Source organism: Alteromonas sp. IB21 (genome assembly GCF_016405965.1).
GTDB lineage: Bacteria > Pseudomonadota > Gammaproteobacteria > Enterobacterales > Alteromonadaceae > Alteromonas.
In genome coordinates, this window is record NZ_JAEFCD010000007.1 from 119,299 (window position 1) to 139,060 (window position 19,762).

Sequence of the window (19,762 nt, forward strand, 5' to 3'; positions counted from 1 at the left end):
CGCTGTATTGTGCGTGCCCATCAAAGCACTACAACTGTGCCGATTCCCTCGAACACTGGCATTTATCCAACAAAAGAAAAATTTTAAAGGACATTCAATTTATGCAATTGACCTCTCAATCTTTGCTTACTGGAACTTGGTTCCGCGCATTGGCAACAGGATTCGTTGCCCTTGTGGGGCTAACTGCGTGTGGTGGCTCAGACAGCACTAGCTCAGATTACTCTTATGCTTACCTTCAGTTTTACAATGCGTCGCCCAACGGTGCGAATGTGGAAATGCGCGAAGTAGATGGTGACAGCTTTGGTTCAGCGCAGTTTGGTGACACAACCTCAATGTTCTCTATGGAGGATGGTGAGTTAGAGCTCGAGTTCATACGCACAGATGCTAACGATCAGGAAGTGTATATTGATACTGTAACCGTAGATCTTAAAGACGGCTACAAAACTATCGTGGTGATGAGCGGAGACTTTAGCTCTCCAGTATTTACTACTTATTCATATTCTCGCGAAACAATGGAAGACCATTTTCGCCTGTTCGGTCTATCAGTAGCAGTAGATGGTGCATCTTATGACTTTTACATGAGTGAGTCTGGTGACCCATTTGAAGCTGCTAACTTTCTTGGTACGGTAACAACCTCAGATATGCTTGAGTTTGAATACTGGGATAAAGATGACGACAGTGACTATTTTGATGAAGGTGAATACACGATTTATCTTACCGAGCCTGGCAGTGATGAAGTCGTGTTCGAGTCGCAAACCCTTGATTTCGTCTATGAGACTGAATATGTCATGACCCTTCGTGATGTAAGCGGTGCAATCCAGGACGGTCTTGTTGTTGACACCATATTAAATTCTTCAACAGTGACGGCGCTCACCGATGTGGAAGCCGATTCTCAGTATCGTATCTACAACTCAACCAACCTTGATACCCCGCTTCAAGTCACCTTTGGCGGCAATACCGACGAAGAAGACGTAAGCTTCACATTAGCAGCAGGTGAATTATCAGAGTTCAGTGCAATTCGCTACGGCGATTACCGCGTAACGGTCACCGACCCCTCTGGTGTCGTATCTGGGCTAAGCAACAAACTTATCACGCTCAATCAAGGTGAAAGTAAGGCGATTTTAATTTACGACACCAACGAAACACTTGGGGCTGCAACATTCGCAGAAAGTGGCTTGCCTCAGGCATACGATAAAACCGTAAACTTTATCAACCTTGTGAGTGACTTTGACGATGTTGATTTTTATCTAGTACGCAACGATGAAACCATCGACACTGCAGAATACGATGTACAAAATCTAGAATTTGCAGAGAGCACCAGCGAAGTTCTGCCCTCTGATTATTATGAAGTTATTGCGGTCTACGAAGATGGCAATGAAGAGCAAGTGCTGCTTGATAGAACGGCCCTGTTTGGTTTTACCGAAGAAGAAAATTACATCATGACGGTCGAACCTGCAGATACCCCTACTGGCTATGAAATAAACATTCTTTATTAATGAGTTAGTGCCAATATTAGACTAATTGATAAGGTTTGAAACTTTAAATTATTGAAATCTCTTTTACGTTTAAAAGGTCGACACTTCAAAGCGTCGGCCTTTTTCGTTGCTGTCTTTGGCTGGGAAGCAAATGAGTATCATCAAAGAGTTACAAACAATCTCAAACGACCACACTATGTCCCTGGACGAAAAGCTCGATAACTTGTTGTCCATAGGAACCAAGATTCTTGAGCTTGAAACAGGGATTGTAAGCAATATTAGAGGCGACCGGTACAGCGTCATGTGTGCAGTAACGCCGGATAACAGTATACCGGTGAACAGCGAATTTGCGCTGCTAGATACCTACTGTGCTGACGTTGTAAATGCACAGTCTCACATCGCATATCACGACATTAATTGTGAGCCGGGTGCATCGCACCCTTGCTTTGCCAAATATACGCTTAAAAGCTATATAGCAGCGCCAGTTACCGTATCAGGGGAGTTCTTTGGTACTGTAAACTTTTCTTCGCTAGCGCCTAGACCCAAGCCTTTTACGACCATTGAAGTGGACTACTTGTTGTTGCTTGCATCTTGGATAGGTAATGAGCTTGAGCGTCAACAGGTAATGGAAAATATCAACGCGCAAAAAGCGATATTGGCTGAGCGCAATTCATTGCTTAATCAAGTGACGAATCTAGCTGGTGTGGGCACATGGGAGCTTAACCTTGAGACACAGGCGCTAAGTTGGTCAGGCGCCCTGAAGCGTATGTTGCATATGCATGGAGAAAAAATTCTCAAACCCGAAGATGTGGCTAACTTGATAACGGACGAAAATCAACGGAAAGAATACGTAGCGCGCTTTGCACATATGATAAAAACAGGCCAAGACTTTGCGTACGAATTAGAGGTACGTACTGATGCCGGTGAGCCTCGCTGGCTGGAAAGCAGAGCACACCCCATTATGGAAAATGGACGCTGTACAAAAGTGATAGGGGCGACGATAGATATCACTCAGATTCATCTTGATAAGGCCGTGTTACAACAAAAGTCGGACTTAGCAGAAAATGCTTTAAAAACACGCAGTGAGTTTCTGGACAAAATTAGTCACGAGATACGAACGCCCATTCACGGTGTGCTAGGGATGCTAGAAGCGCTGATGGGAACGTCCCTCAGTAACAAACAGCTTGAGCTTGCTTCGATTGCATCAAAGAGTGCAGATTCACTGCTTAAGATTGTTAACGACATACTCGACTTTTCTAAAATTGACTCAGGCGACATTCCTTTTGAAGAAGCGCCTACGGATTTAGCGTTAACGATTGATGAGCAAATTCCCATGTTCTCGCGTCTCGCTAAGCAAAAGGGGCTAGAATTAATCGCAAATACAGAGGACCTCAAAGGAAAGATATTTATTGCTGATAAGTTACGGTTGGGGCAGATTCTTCTCAACCTCCTTAACAATGCGATTAAATTCACTAAAGAAGGTAAAGTTACTGTCGACACCAGCTGCATCCGTTATGGTAAGGGAAGGTTCCGCGTAAAAATCGTGGTAACAGATACCGGAATTGGTATAAGCGAACAGCAGCAAAAAGTAATATTCTCCCCTTTTATGCAAGCAGAGAACTCGGCGCAAAGCCGTTATGGCGGAACAGGTTTAGGCTTATCTCTGGTGAGTAAAATCGCAGACCATTACCAAGGTAACGTTGAAGTGAGTAGCCATATAGGAGTAGGTGCCCGGTTTACTGTGACCTTGATGCTAGATGACGCTACTACAGGGGCTAAAATCGAAAAGGCGTACGCTAGCAAAAACCTCTATATTCCCACGCGACAAGAACTTAGTGGGTTAAAAGCACTCATAGTAGAAGACAATGAAATCAACCAATTGGTGATAAAGGAGCAGCTCAAAGAAGTTGGGCTGCCTAGTGATCTAGACGTTAATGGAAAAGAGGGCGTTGAAAAAGTAAAACGCGCATTTGCTGAAAAATCACCTTATGCAATTATTTTTATGGACTGCCACATGCCGGTAATGGATGGTTTAGAGGCGACGCGACAAATACGGGAATTGGGAGAACACGCGCAACACATTCCCATTATTGCGTTGACGGCTAACGTATTAACAGGAGATAAGGAAAAGTGCTTGAAATCCGGTATGAATGACTTCATATCTAAGCCTGTTGGTGTAAGTCGTTTAAAAGAATGTGTGTTCAGACATCTGAGTAGTCAAATGCAAAGCAACGTATCCGCGCTAAAAGATCCTGCTTGATAACCTATGACGTGGTTATCAGCCTCGGCTTTTAGTCGGGGCTTTTTTATTGTTCGCATAGTCTAAAAATAATTCAATTTACCGCTATCACTTCAAAAATTTTTCTGTTATTATTTCGCGCCCTTTTTATGGGGGTATGTACATAAAAGCAACGATATCCAGTTGTTTTTTAGCAGCACTAACGACTCGGGAGAGTCTTAATTTAAGAGCGGAGCACTAACATGATCCAAATGCAAACTAACCTGGACGTTGCAGACAACAGCGGCGCTCGCAGGGTTCAGTGTATTAAGGTTCTTGGTGGCTCGCATCGCCGTTATGCAGGTATCGGTGACATCATCAAAGTTACTGTTAAGGAAGCAATTCCTCGCGGTAAAGTTAAAAAAGGTGACGTACTGAACGCAGTGGTGGTGCGTACTAGAAAAGGCGTTCGTCGTGCAGATGGTTCTACCATCCGTTTTGACGGTAACGCGGCTGTTATGCTTAATGCAAACAAGCAACCAATTGGTACGCGTATCTTTGGCCCGGTTACCCGTGAGTTGAGAAGTGAAAACTTCATGAAAATCATCTCATTGGCCCCAGAGGTACTATAAGGAGTCACGATAATGGCTAATAAAATTCGTCGTGATGATGAAGTAGTCGTATTAGCGGGTAAAGACAAAGGCAAACAAGGCAAAGTCCTTAAAGTGCTTATTGCTGATAACCGTGTAATTGTAGAAGGTGTAAATCTTGTCAAGAAGCACACTAAGCCAAACCCACAATTGGGCGTAGCTGGTGGCATCGTTGAGAAAGAAGCTTCTATTCACGTTTCTAATGTTGCGATTGTTAACCCGGCAACGGGCAAAGCAGATCGCGTTGGTTTCCGTTTCGAAGACGAAAAGAAAGTACGTTTCTTTAAGTCTAACGGCGAACTTGTTTAATTATATTGGAGAGTACGATGGCGAAACTGCATGATTTCTATAAAGAAACAGTAGTAGCTGAACTTGCTAAGCAGTTCGGATACAAAAGCGTCATGCAAGTCCCTCGGATTGAAAAAATCACTCTAAACATGGGTTTAGGTGAAGCAGTTGCTGACAAAAAGGTACTTGAGAATGCTCAAGCTGACATGACGGCTATCGCCGGTCAGAAGCCTGTAGTCACAGTTGCAAGAAAATCAGTAGCGGGCTTTAAAATCCGTGAAGGTTATCCGATTGGCTGTAAAGTAACCCTACGCGGCGAGCGTATGTGGGAATTCCTTGAGCGTTTGATTTCAATCGCTATTCCACGTGTTCGCGATTTCCGTGGTTTGAATCCTAAATCATTCGACGGACGTGGTAACTACAGCATGGGCGTGCGTGAGCAAATCATTTTCCCTGAAATCGATTTCGATAAAGTGGATAAGGTTCGCGGTATGGATATCACTATCACTACCAGTGCGAATACAAATGAAGAAGCACGTGCTCTGCTGGACGCGTTTAACTTCCCATTCAAAAAGTAGGGGTGTAGGGTTATGGCAAAAGAATCAATGAAGGCACGCGAAGCTAAGCGTACTAAGCTAGTCGCTAAGTATGCTGAGAAGCGCGCCGCACTTAAAGCGATTATCAGCGATGTTAACGTTTCTGAAGAAGAGCGTTGGGATGCTGTTCTGAAGCTACAACAACTGCCACGTGACTCTAGTGCGTCACGTCAACGCAACCGTTGCCGTGTAACTGGTCGTCCACATGGTTACCTACGCAAATTCGGTCTTAGCCGTATCAAGCTTCGTGAAGCAGCGATGCGCGGTGAAGTCCCTGGCCTTAAGAAAGCCAGCTGGTAAGGAGTAGCTGATAATGAGTATGCAAGATCCTATCGCGGATATGTTTACCCGCATCCGTAACGGCCAGATGGCACAGAAAGTTTCTGTGACTATGCCTTCTTCAAAACTTCGCGTTGCAATTTGTGAAGTATTGAAAGCAGAAGGTTATATCACTGACTTCGCTGCTTCTGGTGACGTTAAGCCTGTTTTAGAAGTTACGCTTAAGTACTTCGAAGGCAAGCAAGTAATTGACACAATTGAACGTGTAAGCCGTCCTGGTCTGCGCATCTATAAGAAAAAAGATGAGCTTCCAAAGGTTATGGGTGGTTTAGGCGTAGCTATCGTGTCGACTTCTAAAGGTGTGATGACTGACCGTGCAGCGCGTAACGCTGGCATGGGCGGTGAGATCATCGGTTATGTAGCATAACGGAGGAGTTGAAATGTCACGTATAGCAAAAGCCCCAGTAGACGTTGTATCAGGTGTAGAAGTTTCTATCTCTGGTCAAGAAGTTACTGTTAAAGGTAGTAAAGGCACTTTGACCCGCGTTTTCAACGACGCTGTAGAAGTTGCACAGGAAGAGAACCAACTTAAAGCACTTCCACGTGAAGGTTTTGCTGATAGCTGGGCTCAAGCAGGTACTGCTCGCTCAATCCTAAATGCAATGGTTCAAGGTGTTTCACAAGGTTTTGAGAAAAAACTTACCCTATTAGGTGTTGGTTACCGTGCAGCAGCACAGGGTAACACGCTAAACCTAACGTTAGGTTTCTCTCATCCTGTAGCATACCAAATGCCTGAAGGCATTACGGTTGAAACTCCTAGCCAAACTGAAATCGTCGTTAAAGGCGCCGATAAGCAGGTGGTTGGTCAGGTTGCGGCGAACATTCGCGGATACCGTCCACCAGAGCCTTACAAAGGTAAAGGTGTTCGTTACGCTGACGAAAACGTACGTCGTAAAGAAGCTAAGAAAAAGTAGGTGGGTGATACGATGGATAAGAAAACAGCTCGCATTCGTCGCGCTACTCGCGCACGTGCAAAAATTCGTGAACTGGCCGCGCATCGCTTGGTAGTTAACCGTACACCTCGCCACATTTACGCTCAGTTAATCGCTCCTTGCGGTTCTGAAGTGTTGGCTGCAGCTTCAACTGTTGAGAAAGATCTTGCAAAAGGTCTTAAGTCTACAGGTAACGCTGAAGCAGCGACGGTAGTCGGTAAAGCAATCGCAGAGCGCGCGCTTGAGAAAGGCATTAAAGCAGTGGCTTTCGATCGAAGTGGTTTCCAATACCACGGCCGCGTTAAAGCATTAGCTGATGCAGCTCGCGAAGCTGGTCTTCAGTTCTAGGAGTTTATAATGGCTAAACAAGATGTTCAAAATGGTGAATTTCTAGAGAAATTGATCGCTGTAAACCGCGTATCTAAAGTGGTTAAAGGTGGTCGAATCTTTAGTTTCACTGCATTGACAGTAGTGGGTGACGGTAACGGTCGCGTTGGTTTTGGTTACGGTAAGGCACGTGAAGTACCTGCTGCTATCCAAAAAGCAATGGAAAAGGCACGTCGCAACATGGTTGACGTAGACCTTAACGGTCACACGTTACAGCACCCGATTAAAGGTCGTCACTCTGGCTCTAAAGTTTACATGCAGCCAGCATCTGAAGGTACCGGTATTATTGCCGGTGGTGCGATGCGTGCAGTACTTGAAGTAGCTGGTGTACAAAACGTACTTTCAAAATGTTACGGCTCTACAAACCCAATCAACGTAGTACGTGCAACAATCAACGCGCTGACAGAAATGAACAGCCCGGCGAAAGTTGCTGCGAAGCGTGGATTGTCTGTAGAAGAAATTTTGGGGTAATCAGACATGGCAACGATTAAAGTAAAGCAAACGAAAAGTGCAATTGGCCGCTTGCCAAAGCACAAAGCTACGCTTAAAGGTTTAGGCCTTCGTAAAATCAACCATGTTCGTGAACTGGAAGATACCCCAGCCGTTCGTGGCATGATCAACCGTGTACATTACATGGTTGAGATAGTGGAGGAGTAAGACATGCGTTTAAATACAATTTCTCCAGCCGAAGGTTCAAAGCCTACTGGTAAGCGTTCTGGTCGTGGTATCGGCTCAGGTCTTGGTAAAACGAGTGGCCACGGTCACAAAGGTCAAAAAAGCCGTTCAGGTGGCCGCGTTAAGCCAGGATTCGAAGGTGGTCAGATGCCATTACAGCGTCGCCTTCCTAAGTTCGGTTTCACTTCACGCAAGAGCTTTGTTACTGATCAAGTAACGCTTGCGGAAATCGCGAAGGTTGATGGTGATACTGCGTCTCTTGAGACTTTAAAAGCAGCTGGACTTATTAAGAAAGAAATCCAGTTCGTTAAAGTTGTAAAGAGCGGTGAAGTTTCACGCGCTGTTACAGTAAGCGGGTTAAAGGTTACTAAAGGCGCTAAAGAAGCGATTGAAGCTGCTGGCGGTAAAGTAGAGGAATAAGCTAGATGGCTAAACCAGGATTGGATTCAGGCGCTAAAAGCGGCTTGAGTGAGCTTAAGGCAAGATTGTTGTTCGTACTTGGTGCGATTGTTGTATTCAGACTAGGTTCATACGTTCCTATCCCTGGCATCGATCCAGCGGTACTTGCTGACTTGTTCGAGCAACAAAAAGGCACCATTGTAGAAATGTTCAACATGTTCTCCGGTGGTGCGCTTGAGCGTGCATCCGTTCTGGCTTTGGGCATTATGCCATACATTACTGCATCCATTATTATGCAGTTGCTCTCGGTGGTTCACCCGCCGATGGTGGAGCTTAAAAAAGAAGGCGAAGCAGGCCGTCGTAAAATTAGTCAGTACACGCGTTATTTAACGCTTGTATTGGCTATCTTCCAATCTATTGGAATTTCGACTGGTTTGCCCAACCTGATTAATGGATTGGTGATAAACCCTGGCTTCGGATTCTACTTTACGGCAGTAGTGAGCCTGGTCACAGGAACTATGTTCCTTATGTGGTTAGGTGAGCAAATTACCGAACGAGGTATTGGTAACGGTATCTCTATATTGATTTTTGCTGGTATTGTTGCCGGTCTGCCAACAGCGATTGGTCAGACAGCGGAACAAGCAAGGCAGGGCGACATTAATTTGTTGTTCCTACTGTTGATTGGCGTAATTGTCATTGCTCTTACATACCTAGTTGTATTTGTAGAGCGCGGACAGCGCAGAATTGTGGTAAACTACGCAAAACGTCAGCAAGGCCGTCAGGTTTTTGCTGCGCAAAGCACCCATTTACCGCTAAAAGTCAACATTGCTGGTGTAATTCCACCAATCTTTGCTTCTAGCATTATTCTGTTCCCGGGTACTATCGCAGGATGGTTCGGACAGAATGAATCAACAGCGTGGTTGCAAGATGTAGCGCTTATGCTATCTCCTGGTCAACCGCTGTACGTGATGTTGTACGCAGCTGCGATTATCTTCTTCTGCTTCTTCTACACGGCGTTGGTATTCAACCCGCGTGATACAGCAGACAACTTGAAGAAATCTGGCGCGTTCATCCCAGGCATCCGCCCGGGTGAGCAAACGTCACGATACATTGACAAGGTAATGACTCGCCTTACACTGGCTGGCGCACTGTACATAACCTTTATTTGTTTAGTGCCTGAATTCATGCTAATTGCTTGGAATGTGCCGTTCTACTTCGGTGGTACGTCGCTTCTCATTATCGTAGTAGTTATCATGGACTTTATGGCACAAGTTCAGACGCATTTGATGTCTAGTCAATATGAGTCTGTGCTGAAGAAAGCTAACCTTAAAGGCTACGGCCGATAAGTTAGCCCCTTAATATTGATAGAAAGGGGAAAGATGTAATGAAAGTTCGTGCATCAGTAAAAAAGATTTGCCGTAACTGTAAAGTTATCAAGCGCAACGGTGTTGTGCGCGTAATTTGCAGTTCTGACCCAAAGCATAAGCAGCGTCAGGGCTAATCAAAGCGGTACAGAATATTTGCAAGACTAAGAAAGCAGAACCTGAATTGTACTTATCAGGTTCTGCTAGTTTTGTTTAAAGTATTTTGAACCTTAATTTGCAATTTAGTCGACGGATAAGTATCCTATCGGGCTTTTTAGGTCGTCGACAAATAAACAAGAGGAGTGCTGTTAATGGCCCGTATCGCTGGCATTAACATTCCTGAGCACAAGCATGCTGTAATCGCTATCCAAGCGATCTATGGCGTTGGTCCCACACGTGCGAAAAGCATTTGTGCGGGTGCTGGTGTTGCAGAAAATACAAAAATCAAAGAGCTAGACGAAGCTACTATTGATAAGCTTCGTGACGAAGTGGCTAAATTCACCGTTGAAGGTGATTTACGCCGTGAAGTCTCTATGAGCATCAAACGTTTGATGGACCTGGGTTGCTTCCGTGGTATTCGCCACCGTCGTAGCTTGCCTCTACGTGGTCAGCGCACTAAAACTAATGCGCGTACCCGTAAAGGTCCTCGTAAGCCAATTAAGAAGTAAACGGGGAGTAAGTTATGGCTAAAGCACCAGCTCGTAGCACGCGTAAGCGCGCTAAACGTCAGGTTGCAGACGGTATGGCTCATATCCATGCGTCTTTCAACAACACAATTGTGACTATTACAGACCGTTCAGGCAATGCACTAGCATGGGCGACATCTGGTGGTTCAGGTTTCCGTGGTTCACGTAAATCTACCCCATTTGCTGCACAGGTAGCTGCTGAGCGTGCAGGTGTTGCTGCACAAGAATACGGTCTTAAGAACCTTGAAGTATTCGTTAAAGGTCCAGGTCCAGGCCGTGAGTCTGCGATCCGTGCTCTTAACGCTACAGGTTATAAGATCACAAACATTACCGATGTGACCCCTATTCCTCACAACGGTTGTCGTCCACCGAAAAAACGTCGCGTTTAATCGACGGACAGTTGGAGAAAGATCATGGCAAGATATTTGGGTCCAAAACTCAAACTTAGCCGTCGCGAAGGAACTGACCTGTTCCTAAAAAGCGGCGTTCGCGCAATCGATTCTAAATGTAAGATCGATACAGCGCCTGGTCAGCACGGTGCCCGTCGTGGCCGTCTGTCTGACTACGGTGTTCAGCTGCGTGAAAAACAAAAAGTTCGTCGTATGTACGGCGTTCTGGAAAAGCAATTCCGCAACTACTATAAAGAAGCTGCACGTCTAAAAGGCAACACAGGTGAAAACTTGTTACAGCTTTTAGAACAGCGTCTTGATAACGTAGTTTACCGTATGGGTTTCGCTAGCACACGCGCTGAAGCACGTCAGCTAGTTAGCCACAAGGCGATCATGGTAAATGGTCAAGTTGTGAACATCCCATCGTTTAACGTTTCTGCCGAAGACGTGGTTTCTGTTCGTGAAAAAGCTAAGAAGCAAGCGCGTATCGTAGCTGCTTTGGAACTGGCTGACCAACGTGAGAAGCCAACCTGGATTGAAGTAGACAGCAGCAAAATGGAAGGCACTTTCAAGCGCATTCCTGAAAGAACTGATTTGTCTGCGGAAATTAACGAACAGTTGATCGTCGAACTTTACTCTAAGTAAAGCTAACTAAAGAGGAAGCATTGTGGGTTCTGTGACTGAATTCCTAAAACCGAGATTAGTTGAGATCGAAAACGTTTCTCCTACTCGTGCCAAAGTAACTTTGGAACCACTAGAGCGTGGCTTTGGCCACACTCTAGGTAACGCCCTACGTCGTATCTTACTGTCATCTATGCCAGGATGTGCAGTTACCGAAGTAGAAATTGATGGCGTTCTTCACGAGTACAGCACCAAAGAAGGTGTACAGGAAGACGTTATCGAAATCTTGCTAAATCTAAAAGGTTTAGCGGTTCGCCTTGAAGGTAAGACTGAGGCAACCCTAACTCTAGTGAAATCTGGCGCTGGCCCTGTTGTTGCTGGTGATATTCAGCATGATGGCGACGTAGAAATTACAAACCCTGAGCACTTAATTTGTACTTTAACTGGCGAAACTGAAATCAGTATGCGCATTAAAGTAGAAATGGGCCGTGGTTATGTACCCGCTTCTACCCGTCGCTCCTCTGAAGAAGATGATCGTCCAATTGGTCGTTTGTTAGTTGACGCTTCATACAGCCCAGTTGAACGTATTGCTTACACTGTTGAGTCTGCTCGTGTTGAACAACGCACAGACTTAGACAAGCTAATCATCGACATGGAAACGAACGGTACTTTGGATCCTGAAGAAGCGATCCGCCGTTCTGCAACCATCCTAGCTGAACAGCTTGATGCATTCGTAGACCTACGTGATGTATCTGAGCCAGTAGCGAAGGAAGAGAAGCCAGAATTCGATCCGATTCTGCTTCGTCCAGTTGATGACCTAGAGTTAACAGTACGTTCTGCAAACTGTTTGAAAGCAGAAGCTATCCAGTACATTGGTGACCTGGTACAGCGCACTGAGGTTGAGCTACTTAAAACGCCTAACCTTGGTAAGAAATCGCTAACTGAAATCAAAGATGTTCTAGCATCTCGTGGTCTTTCTCTAGGTATGCGCCTAGAAAACTGGCCGCCAGAGAGCATCGCTGAAAAAGATTAATCAGGTTTTTATCAAACTGATTTGTAGAGAAGGATAAAACTATGCGCCATCGTAAGAGTGGTCGTCAGTTGAATCGCAACAGCAGCCATCGTCAAGCTATGTTCAAAAACATGGCCGGTTCTTTGGTCAAGCACGAAGTGATCAAAACTACGTTACCAAAAGCGAAAGAATTACGTCGCGTAATCGAGCCTCTAATCACTATGGCTAAAGAGGACAGCGTTGCAAACCGCCGTCTAGCTTTTGCCCGCACTGGTGACAAAGAGGTTGTAGGTAAACTATTCAACGAGCTTGGTCCTCGTTACGAAGCTCGCCCAGGCGGTTACACACGCATTCTTAAATGCGGTTTCCGTGCTGGCGACAATGCCCCAATGGCATATGTTGAGCTAGTTGACCGTCCAGTTGTAGAAGCTGAAGAAGAAGCAGTAGAAGCAACTGAAGAGTAATTAATACTCGATTAGAAAAAGGGGCCTGAGTGAAAACTCGGGCCCTTTTTTTTACCCAAAGAATAATGGGGTCAGAGTTGTGACTCTGACCCCATTGTGTTTATGAGTAAATAACTTGACTTTGTTGTACGCTTTGACGTACGTTAAAGGTTGTTTGGGAGGAGATGTTATGAGTACATTATCAGCAACCGAGGCAAGGGCTAACTTGTATCGAGTAATAGATGAAACGGCTGAATCTCACGAACCCGTTCTAATTACTAGTAAGCGAAATAACGCAGTATTACTTTCTGAAAGTGATTGGAACGCAATTCAAGAAACCTTGTACTTATTATCAGTGCCAGGAATGCGTGAGTCTATTAAGGCAGGAATGGAAGAAGAGATAGGCGATTGTGCAGAGGAGTTGGATTGGTGACATGGAAGGTCGTTTACACGAAGCAAGCGCAGAAAGATGCGCAAAAATTAGCAAGTAGTAATTTAAAAAGAAAAGTAAAAACACTTCTACAAATAATCTCTACTAACCCTTATCAAATACCTCCCCCCTACGAAAAGCTTGTTGGTGACTTAGAAGGTGCGTATTCGAGACGTATCAATATCCAACATAGGTTAGTTTATCAAGTCCTTGAGGATATTCAGACAGTAAAAGTTTTGCGTATGTGGACGCATTACGAATAATTGCGCCATACGCTCATATCAACTAACCGTAAGGGGAAGTTAAATGTACGTGCTTGAGACAGTCAGTCGTGCAGCCTTTCGAACCTCGGTCTGAAAAACAGGTCTCAAAAACCTTTGACTCAATAGAAGTTCATTTTTTGCTAATGGTCGGGTTGGCTCATTGTTTGCTGCTTGTTTGAAGTAATCACGTATTACGCTTATTTGAACTTTATATGTAACTGAGTTTTTTCATAGCAAGGAAGTTTATGTTAACCGTTTCATCTTTCACGCAGTCGCTTTCATCAACCCCTTTGTTCAGTAAATCTTTATCTACTGCTTACGAACGGTTAAGTTCCGGGCTAAGGATAAATAAAGCTGCAGATGACAGTGCGGGGTTACAGATATCAAATAGACTTGCATCAGAAAAAAATGCCCATACTCAGCTCAACCGAAACCTGAACGACGGAATAAGTTATGCGCAAGTTGCGGAAGGAGGGCTGCAAGAGTCTGCCGCCGTAATGCAGAGAATGCGGCAACTCGCGGTTCAATCTCAAAATGGCATACATTCTGAAAGCGATCGAAAAGCGTTAGATAAGGAATTCCAAGCTTTAAAATTGGAGTTGAATGCAATTGCGTACGGTACTGAAATTTTTAATAGGTTACCTCTTGTAGGAGATGCAGATTTACTTGACGATAGTGTTCCTCTATTGAGCGATTTCTTAACACAAGGAGTGTCGAGAAACGTTGTTAGTGGTTTGCGTTCGATAGCTTATATTCCAGCTGGGTCAAGCAATGTCCAGGTAAATATTAATGACAACGGGGCTAACGATGATATTCAAGTATTTACAACTAGTGGTAAGCACCTTGCTGGTACCCCAATCACTAATAGTACGTGGACCAGCCACCCTAATAATATCTCTTCAGTTGGCGATTTAGAATCTCGTTTTTTCCTCACATCAAATGGTTATAGAGCTGATGCTAGCTATGATGACAGTGATTTGCTCACTAGCGGGAGTGCAGTTATAGACGGTAATTCCATTACATTCAGTGGTGATCAAAATGGAGCTACTCCCTCAAACTTGAACGAAACACTGACCATTTCAAGTAACTCAGAACCATTAATAATTTCTGTTATCGGAAATGGTGCATTTGACGTTACCGCTACATGGAGTTCACTAGGCGGAAGGGACAGTAGGGCTTTTAGTTTAGGTCAGGTAAATATAACCGCTACAAACAAATTAGGCGATGGGACTCAATTTATAGAGTTAGCAAAAACCCCAGCGACATTAGGTGATTTAGGCTTGAGTTCTGCCTCAGTAAGTAGTGAACAAAGCGCCGGTGAAGCCCTAAGCGAGATAGATAAAGCTCTCGAAACAGTGAGTGAAAGCAGAGCATTCTATGGTGCTAAAATAAATCAGATGTCGTCTGCTCAAAATGTTAATGCTATTGGCGAAGAAAACATAAACGCAGCTTATTCAAGAATTACAGATGCTGATTTTGCTAGCGAGACTGCAAGACTTACTCAAAGTCAAATAATAGAACAGGCCAGCGTATCGGTTTTAATGCAAGCCAGATCAAGTGATGAGCAGGTATTAGGTCTGCTAAATCAAACTTTCAGCTAAATAAATAGTTTGTGGTCTTTGACCTTCACCCCTGAAAGCGCAAACCCCTCAAAAGAGGGGTTGAAAATCGTTATGAAAAACTAAGTAAACTTAACGGCTAAGTTTTTTCCTGCGAGTGATTGAAGCAATGAGTATTAGAATTAACCAAGCGCCGGTACTGCCGCCTCCACTCTCACCGTTACTTCTAGGCGTATCGTCATCTCCACCATTCGTAGGAGCATCATTAGCTTGGATATAAACAGTTGCAGATGCAATCTCGCCAATTTGAGTATTGTCGTCTATAGCACTAATAGAAAGGGTGAAACTCTCCTGACTCTCCTCTAGTGAGTCATTAACTACAGCTACCGACACGGTTTTTACCGATTCTCCCTCGGAAAATATAAGAGTAACAGGGGTAAACGAGACGTCGCTTGAAGACGCAGAGCCGTACTCAAGCGTAACTTCAGCTTTAAGTTCGCCAATAAGCCCTTCAGTGCGCAATACTGTAACTTCAATAGTACCAGCGTCTTCTTCCACTGAATAAGACTGTTGCTCAAAACTGAGTTTGCCAGTTGGTAAAACTTCTTCGTCATTGTCTAGGATTGTTACTGCTATAGTATCCGGCGATGAAACAACGGCTTCCATTTCACTACTTAATGTTAGATAAAACGTTTCAGACGATTCTTGTTCTGTGTCATCCTCAATAGAGACCTGAACTCGCTTGGTTTCTTCACCCGGCTGAAAACTTATCTCTTGAGCTTCGAATGAAAAGTCATTCTCTGTCGCTGTTCCAAAAGAAGGTGACACCGTTACGGTTCTTGTACCCTCTAAACCACCTGCTCTAACGAGTGTCACCTCAACACTGCCATTTGATTCGTCAACTTCCATCTCAGACTGTGAGAAACTAATGGTCCCAGTAGGCTCACTATCATTATCTTCAATGTAAACTGAAACAAAGTCGTTTTGACTTAAAAGCGCACTTGGTATGCCGTCAAGCTCAAGCTCTAAGTTCTCTAAACTCTCGAATATATCGTCGTCAATAATGGTTAAATCAATTGAGAAAGAGGTAAGGCCGGCCGGAAAAACAAAGCTAGAGCTAGGCAACTGGGCATCAACATCAAGTGTTGCCGTTCCAAAGCCTCTGTGAATTATTGAAAACGGTACATCCTCATTATAAGGGGCACTTCTAACCAATATTAACGTTACGGCTCCAACATCTTCAGTAACATTAAACAAACTGTTTTGAAAACCAATTCTAGCATCTGATGACTCATCATCTTTTATTTCCAATGTCAACGAAGCATATTCTGGGTCGACAATAGTGTTTTCAGCATTCTCTAGTCGCAGACTTATGAATTTTGAACCCGTTTCTAATGAGTCATTGTTTACCGAAACCGTTACATTTAAAAACGCATCAGTTGCGTCGAAAGATAACAGAGACTCCTTAAGCTCGTAGGTTCCTTCAGAATTCTCCGATAATGGCACAGAGGTGACTTCAACAGAAAATGGTCCTGTTAAGCCTGTGGGACGATTTACAACAATGTCCATAGAACCATCACGCTCATTCGCTGATTGGTAGAGCGTTTCCCACTTCACTGATGGAGTTCCGCTATTACCATCCTCGTCTTGGAAATCTCCACCGTCTAATTCATCGAGTAATTTAATCGTAATTTCAGAAGTTCCTAGTATTTCGGTATTCATAGGCTCTGACAGTTTTATTGTAAAAGATTCTTCACCTTCTAATTTATAGTCATCGTAAACTGTCACTGTTAAACGTGCAAAGCTACTTCCTGGGGGAAATACGAGTAAGTCGGTATCTACCTCGAAATCATCGCCTCTTGTCGCGCCCTCCTCAGTCACACTTACACTTACTGTGCTTTCTACTGAACTATCTCCTAATCTCTCAACAATGGCAGTGTAATGACTTTCGTAATTATCTCTATCTTCATAAATGGAAATGTTACCTGTGCTATCAATGTCAAATGACACAGCAGACGATACTCTATCGTCTATCGTTGGGTTCGTATTGACAGACAGTTCATCTCTGTTAGAAATACCGTCTCCATCGTAGTCACTTGAATCATCTTCAGCGGAGCACGAGCTATTAGTATAGAAACCAAATAGCGGAATATTCTTTAAATAATCTACTTGCCAACAATAAAGCTCTACGTCGAATCTTGGGTACAACGAGAAGTACTCTAGTCGATAAAATTTGAAAAAAGGCGTTAAATCATTGCTAACCACCTCACCCAGATACAGCGAACTTAGCGTCTTCTTATGGTTTTCTATATCCTTTAATGTCTCACTGTCTACCCCTAATAGCGAAAGGCTTTTGAGTTCCCCCATGTTATTGATAATAGACCAGTCGGACCCGTAGCCATTTGAACCAGCTCTGAAGGCAACTACATTCTCAAGATTGTTAAGCATTGAAACATTACCAGTTTCAATGCTTTCAATGTTCAATACCTCAAGGCTAGATAAATTTTCTATGGGAGAAACGTCATCAATAGGATTAAACGAAACGTTCAATTCTTTAAGATTACTTAGTAATGAAACCGGCTGGATATTGGTAAGGTTATTTTGGCCAACATAGAGAGATGTTAACTCACTCAATGACCCTAAGCCTACTAGGCTGTTAAGTTCATTATCTGTTACGTCTAAGTGCTTTAATTTCGGAAAGTTATGTATTCCTTCTAGAGACTCTATGTTCGAAGAACGCAAATCTAGAGACTCCAATAATGGCCAGTTAGCATTATTAGGTATTAACGTTAAAGAGCCTGAACGAATATCAAGCGAGAGTAGTTTGGCGTTATTAGCGATGCTATCCAAGCTCTGCAAATCGGCACTAATATAAAGGTCTTCCAGCTGTATCAGAGCGCTTAAATCCGGCAATGTAGTTAACGTTTCGCTGCTTAACCACAATCTTTGTAAGTTAACTAAAGATGCTAAAGCTTGTGCTTGCGTATTATCAAAATTGCTTCCTCTAATGTATAAACGTTGCAGTGAGCCAAGGCGTTCTAAAAACGAAAAGTCACTTGCGTTACTTCCGAAAAGAGAAAGAGACGCTAAATTAGGCAACTGCTGCAAGCGCGATAGATCTTCCGTAACTACCTTGCTGAGGTAGAGAGTCTCAAGTGAGTCGAAGTTTTCTAATCCTTCTAAAGAAGATACTTCATCAAAGCAGCTGAGAAATCTAATCTCATTTGCGAAACGAGTTCGTTCGTTCACTCTATATGATATACATTGTTTCAACGTGGGGTCTGTTATGTTTGCTAGCGCGTCTTCGATTGAAATTATGCTTGATTTAGTTTCTGAATAGTTAGCCACAACGTGTCTTACAGCGTTAACAGCATGAACAGCATCTGCGCCAAAATTTTCATCCTCTCTCGGTAATCCGCAGGGCAATTCTCCACACAAGTTAGACGGATTTGAGAAGAAGGGGACTTCGTATGCATCACGCGTTTCATAGGCCATTATAGTCGCAAAGCCTATGTTATTTGGGATGGGTATCCTGTAACCAACGCCAGAAGGAAAATCTCCACCTTCTTCGCCTTGTGGTCTAGAATGGCCTAACCCCAAGTTATGGCCTAGCTCATGTGCAAATGTACTACCGCTGTAATTGATATCTGTTTGGCTATACATAGAGCCATAGCTACTTCTCTTTATGTGTGCCGGCTTCCAAGCTATCCCAGCGGAGGAATCACCTTCATTTTGAGGGGTTAAAAGTGCAACGGCATCAGCACCTAACTCTATGCGTAAGCGAGCGATATCTTCGAACGGGGCTACGCCTGCTGTAATATCATCAAGTCCATCACCGCCATCGGTATAAGGATATTCAACAATTTGGATGCCTTTAATTTGCACTTTAGCCAGAATTCCCGAGGCTTCAAATGCTTCGTTTGTATAGGCTACAAAATGGTCAATCTTGGCATTTACATCGTCTACTACTTCTTCACAGTTTTGTGAATAAACAATTAACATATCAATGGTAACAATATCGCTTCCGTTTTCAGATGCGTGGTATTTAGACGCTTGCTTTGCGTCAAGCGGTTTTAAAGTTTCATCTAAAGGAGCGCTTTCACCGTCTTTAGGCTGTGTTGCTATGTTTTCGTTTAACTCGTTATAGAATAGTTGTTGTTTGTTTGAAACGTCATCGATATACGGAATTGACTCTATAAAATCGTGGTCAAAAGAAATGCCAGTGCGCTGGTTTAACTCTTTTTGTTTATAAAAAAGTAGCGCGTCTTCTACGCCTGAAGCCGAATATGCGCCTTTATCTGTAATCAGCTCCATATACACTCCCTTTTCGCCTACCGTTATCATAGAGCTGACGGGTATTCCGTCTATAAATGAACGAATAGTGATATGCTTAGAGCCAAGATTGCCCGAGCTAGTTTTGATCACCTTGCCCTTCACTATTGTGTCTGGAAGTTTAATCAATACACTCTCATCAGGAGTCAAAGCTGTAAGAGTAGCCCTGTCAATTTTGGTTTCACTATAAAGACTTGATATTTCATCTGGGATGCTTTGGGAGCGAAGAGCGTCTGGGCTAGGTAATGCTTGCTCTGTAAAGTCGAAGGTATGCGTTTTCGCTTCGGCAAAAAGGCTAGCGCTTAATAGCGCTGCTACAACGGCGGTTTTTTTCATACTAGTAATCCCTTACTTGGACAGGTTTAATTTTTCCTTACAAATAAAGATATTACAAAGCCGCTGTTTGTCTATCGAAAAGTTTGTATTTTTTTCGATATGAAAGTATTGAGTTTAAAACTTATCCGCGTCGTCAGTATGGTACTCGACAACAAGCCGAAACTGAATCAGACTGTTTCAAAAGGCTTTGCTTCTTGTGATGGTGAAAGACGAAAAGTAAGTATCAGGATGATGTGTTTGGCAATGTTAAATACGACAACCGCGTCTGTTAAATTCTTTGAAAAAAAGTTTGGCATCGTTATTTTTAAACATGTATCAACTCATACTCATCGCTCTAAAATTATACTCAATCGTCTAGGTCGGTATCT

Annotated in this window: 23 protein-coding genes; 22 read left to right on the forward strand and 1 reads right to left on the reverse strand. The window is 43.6% G+C overall.

All coding sequences use genetic code 11. The annotated features are described in order from the left end of the window. Window positions 1–101: 101 nt before the first annotated feature. The 22 genes from JC525_RS06990 (at window position 102) to JC525_RS20100 (ending at window position 14,768) form a co-directional block, all read left to right on the forward strand. Window positions 102–1,496 carry a DUF4397 domain-containing protein gene (locus JC525_RS06990; protein ID WP_198815185.1) on the forward strand — a complete coding sequence of 465 codons (1,395 nt, stop codon included), beginning with the start codon at window positions 102–104 and terminating at the stop codon, window positions 1,494–1,496. 130 nt (window positions 1,497–1,626) lie between these two features. Then, entirely contained in the window at window positions 1,627–3,735 is a 2,109-nt protein-coding gene (locus JC525_RS06995; RefSeq protein ID WP_198815186.1) for a GAF domain-containing hybrid sensor histidine kinase/response regulator, read from the forward strand. Window positions 3,736–3,956: 221 nt separating this feature from the next. Then, a complete protein-coding gene (gene rplN, locus JC525_RS07000; RefSeq protein ID WP_012519228.1) occupies window positions 3,957–4,325 on the forward strand; it encodes a 50S ribosomal protein L14 in 369 nt (122 codons plus the stop codon). 12 nt (window positions 4,326–4,337) lie between these two features. Continuing rightward, window positions 4,338–4,652 carry a 50S ribosomal protein L24 gene (gene rplX, locus JC525_RS07005; RefSeq protein WP_014950912.1) on the forward strand — a complete coding sequence of 105 codons (315 nt, stop codon included), beginning with the start codon at window positions 4,338–4,340 and terminating at the stop codon, window positions 4,650–4,652. Window positions 4,653–4,669: 17 nt separating this feature from the next. Further along, window positions 4,670–5,209 carry a 50S ribosomal protein L5 gene (rplE, locus tag JC525_RS07010; RefSeq protein WP_014950911.1) on the forward strand — a complete coding sequence of 180 codons (540 nt, stop codon included), beginning with the start codon at window positions 4,670–4,672 and terminating at the stop codon, window positions 5,207–5,209. 12 nt (window positions 5,210–5,221) lie between these two features. Further along, the gene (rpsN, locus tag JC525_RS07015) at window positions 5,222–5,527 is read left to right on the forward strand and encodes a 30S ribosomal protein S14 (RefSeq protein ID WP_105932243.1); all 306 of its coding nucleotides are present in this window, start codon (window positions 5,222–5,224) and stop codon (window positions 5,525–5,527) included. Between the two features lie 13 nt (window positions 5,528–5,540). Then, window positions 5,541–5,933, forward strand: coding sequence for a 30S ribosomal protein S8 (gene rpsH / locus JC525_RS07020; protein WP_012519224.1), 393 nt, complete (start codon window positions 5,541–5,543; stop codon window positions 5,931–5,933). Between the two features lie 13 nt (window positions 5,934–5,946). Continuing rightward, window positions 5,947–6,480, forward strand: a complete 534-nt coding sequence (rplF, locus tag JC525_RS07025; protein WP_105932245.1) for a 50S ribosomal protein L6 — start codon at window positions 5,947–5,949, stop codon at window positions 6,478–6,480. 12 nt (window positions 6,481–6,492) lie between these two features. Then, on the forward strand, window positions 6,493–6,846 hold the full coding sequence (rplR, locus tag JC525_RS07030) for a 50S ribosomal protein L18 (RefSeq protein ID WP_105932260.1): 354 nt from the start codon (window positions 6,493–6,495) through the stop codon (window positions 6,844–6,846). Between the two features lie 9 nt (window positions 6,847–6,855). Beyond that, window positions 6,856–7,356: a 30S ribosomal protein S5 gene (rpsE, locus tag JC525_RS07035; protein ID WP_012519221.1), complete on the forward strand. Its 501-nt coding sequence runs from the start codon at window positions 6,856–6,858 to the stop codon at window positions 7,354–7,356. 6 nt (window positions 7,357–7,362) lie between these two features. Beyond that, entirely contained in the window at window positions 7,363–7,542 is a 180-nt protein-coding gene (gene rpmD, locus JC525_RS07040) for a 50S ribosomal protein L30 (RefSeq protein ID WP_012519220.1), read from the forward strand. Between the two features lie 3 nt (window positions 7,543–7,545). Then, entirely contained in the window at window positions 7,546–7,980 is a 435-nt protein-coding gene (rplO, locus tag JC525_RS07045) for a 50S ribosomal protein L15 (protein WP_198815187.1), read from the forward strand. Between the two features lie 5 nt (window positions 7,981–7,985). Then, a complete protein-coding gene (secY, locus tag JC525_RS07050; RefSeq protein ID WP_014977524.1) occupies window positions 7,986–9,305 on the forward strand; it encodes a preprotein translocase subunit SecY in 1,320 nt (439 codons plus the stop codon). Window positions 9,306–9,343: 38 nt separating this feature from the next. Further along, window positions 9,344–9,460: a 50S ribosomal protein L36 gene (gene rpmJ / locus JC525_RS07055; protein ID WP_012519217.1), complete on the forward strand. Its 117-nt coding sequence runs from the start codon at window positions 9,344–9,346 to the stop codon at window positions 9,458–9,460. A gap of 174 nt (window positions 9,461–9,634) precedes the next feature. After that, a complete protein-coding gene (gene rpsM, locus JC525_RS07060; protein ID WP_012519216.1) occupies window positions 9,635–9,991 on the forward strand; it encodes a 30S ribosomal protein S13 in 357 nt (118 codons plus the stop codon). Window positions 9,992–10,005: 14 nt separating this feature from the next. Beyond that, window positions 10,006–10,398, forward strand: a complete 393-nt coding sequence (rpsK, locus tag JC525_RS07065; RefSeq protein WP_012519215.1) for a 30S ribosomal protein S11 — start codon at window positions 10,006–10,008, stop codon at window positions 10,396–10,398. 24 nt (window positions 10,399–10,422) lie between these two features. Continuing rightward, window positions 10,423–11,043, forward strand: coding sequence for a 30S ribosomal protein S4 (rpsD, locus tag JC525_RS07070; protein ID WP_198815188.1), 621 nt, complete (start codon window positions 10,423–10,425; stop codon window positions 11,041–11,043). Window positions 11,044–11,062: 19 nt separating this feature from the next. Beyond that, window positions 11,063–12,052, forward strand: coding sequence for a DNA-directed RNA polymerase subunit alpha (locus tag JC525_RS07075; RefSeq protein ID WP_198815206.1), 990 nt, complete (start codon window positions 11,063–11,065; stop codon window positions 12,050–12,052). Between the two features lie 41 nt (window positions 12,053–12,093). Continuing rightward, window positions 12,094–12,495 (forward strand): 50S ribosomal protein L17, encoded by a 402-nt coding sequence (gene rplQ, locus JC525_RS07080; protein ID WP_012519212.1) that lies wholly within the window; start codon window positions 12,094–12,096, stop codon window positions 12,493–12,495. Between the two features lie 169 nt (window positions 12,496–12,664). Further along, the gene (locus JC525_RS07085) at window positions 12,665–12,907 is read left to right on the forward strand and encodes a type II toxin-antitoxin system Phd/YefM family antitoxin (protein ID WP_014980433.1); all 243 of its coding nucleotides are present in this window, start codon (window positions 12,665–12,667) and stop codon (window positions 12,905–12,907) included. Beyond that, window positions 12,904–13,167, forward strand: coding sequence for a Txe/YoeB family addiction module toxin (locus JC525_RS07090; protein ID WP_198815207.1), 264 nt, complete (start codon window positions 12,904–12,906; stop codon window positions 13,165–13,167). Before JC525_RS07085 ends, JC525_RS07090 begins: the two co-directional genes overlap by 4 nt. Window positions 13,168–13,412: 245 nt before the next feature. Then, complete coding sequence (locus JC525_RS20100) at window positions 13,413–14,768, forward strand: flagellin N-terminal helical domain-containing protein (RefSeq protein ID WP_198815189.1); 1,356 nt, start codon at window positions 13,413–13,415, stop codon at window positions 14,766–14,768. 90 nt (window positions 14,769–14,858) lie between these two features. Here the strand turns inward: JC525_RS20100 and JC525_RS07100 are convergent, their stop codons facing one another. Next, window positions 14,859–19,394 carry a Calx-beta domain-containing protein gene (locus tag JC525_RS07100; protein ID WP_198815190.1) on the reverse strand — a complete coding sequence of 1,512 codons (4,536 nt, stop codon included), beginning with the start codon at window positions 19,392–19,394 and terminating at the stop codon, window positions 14,859–14,861. Window positions 19,395–19,762: the final 368 nt, after the last annotated feature.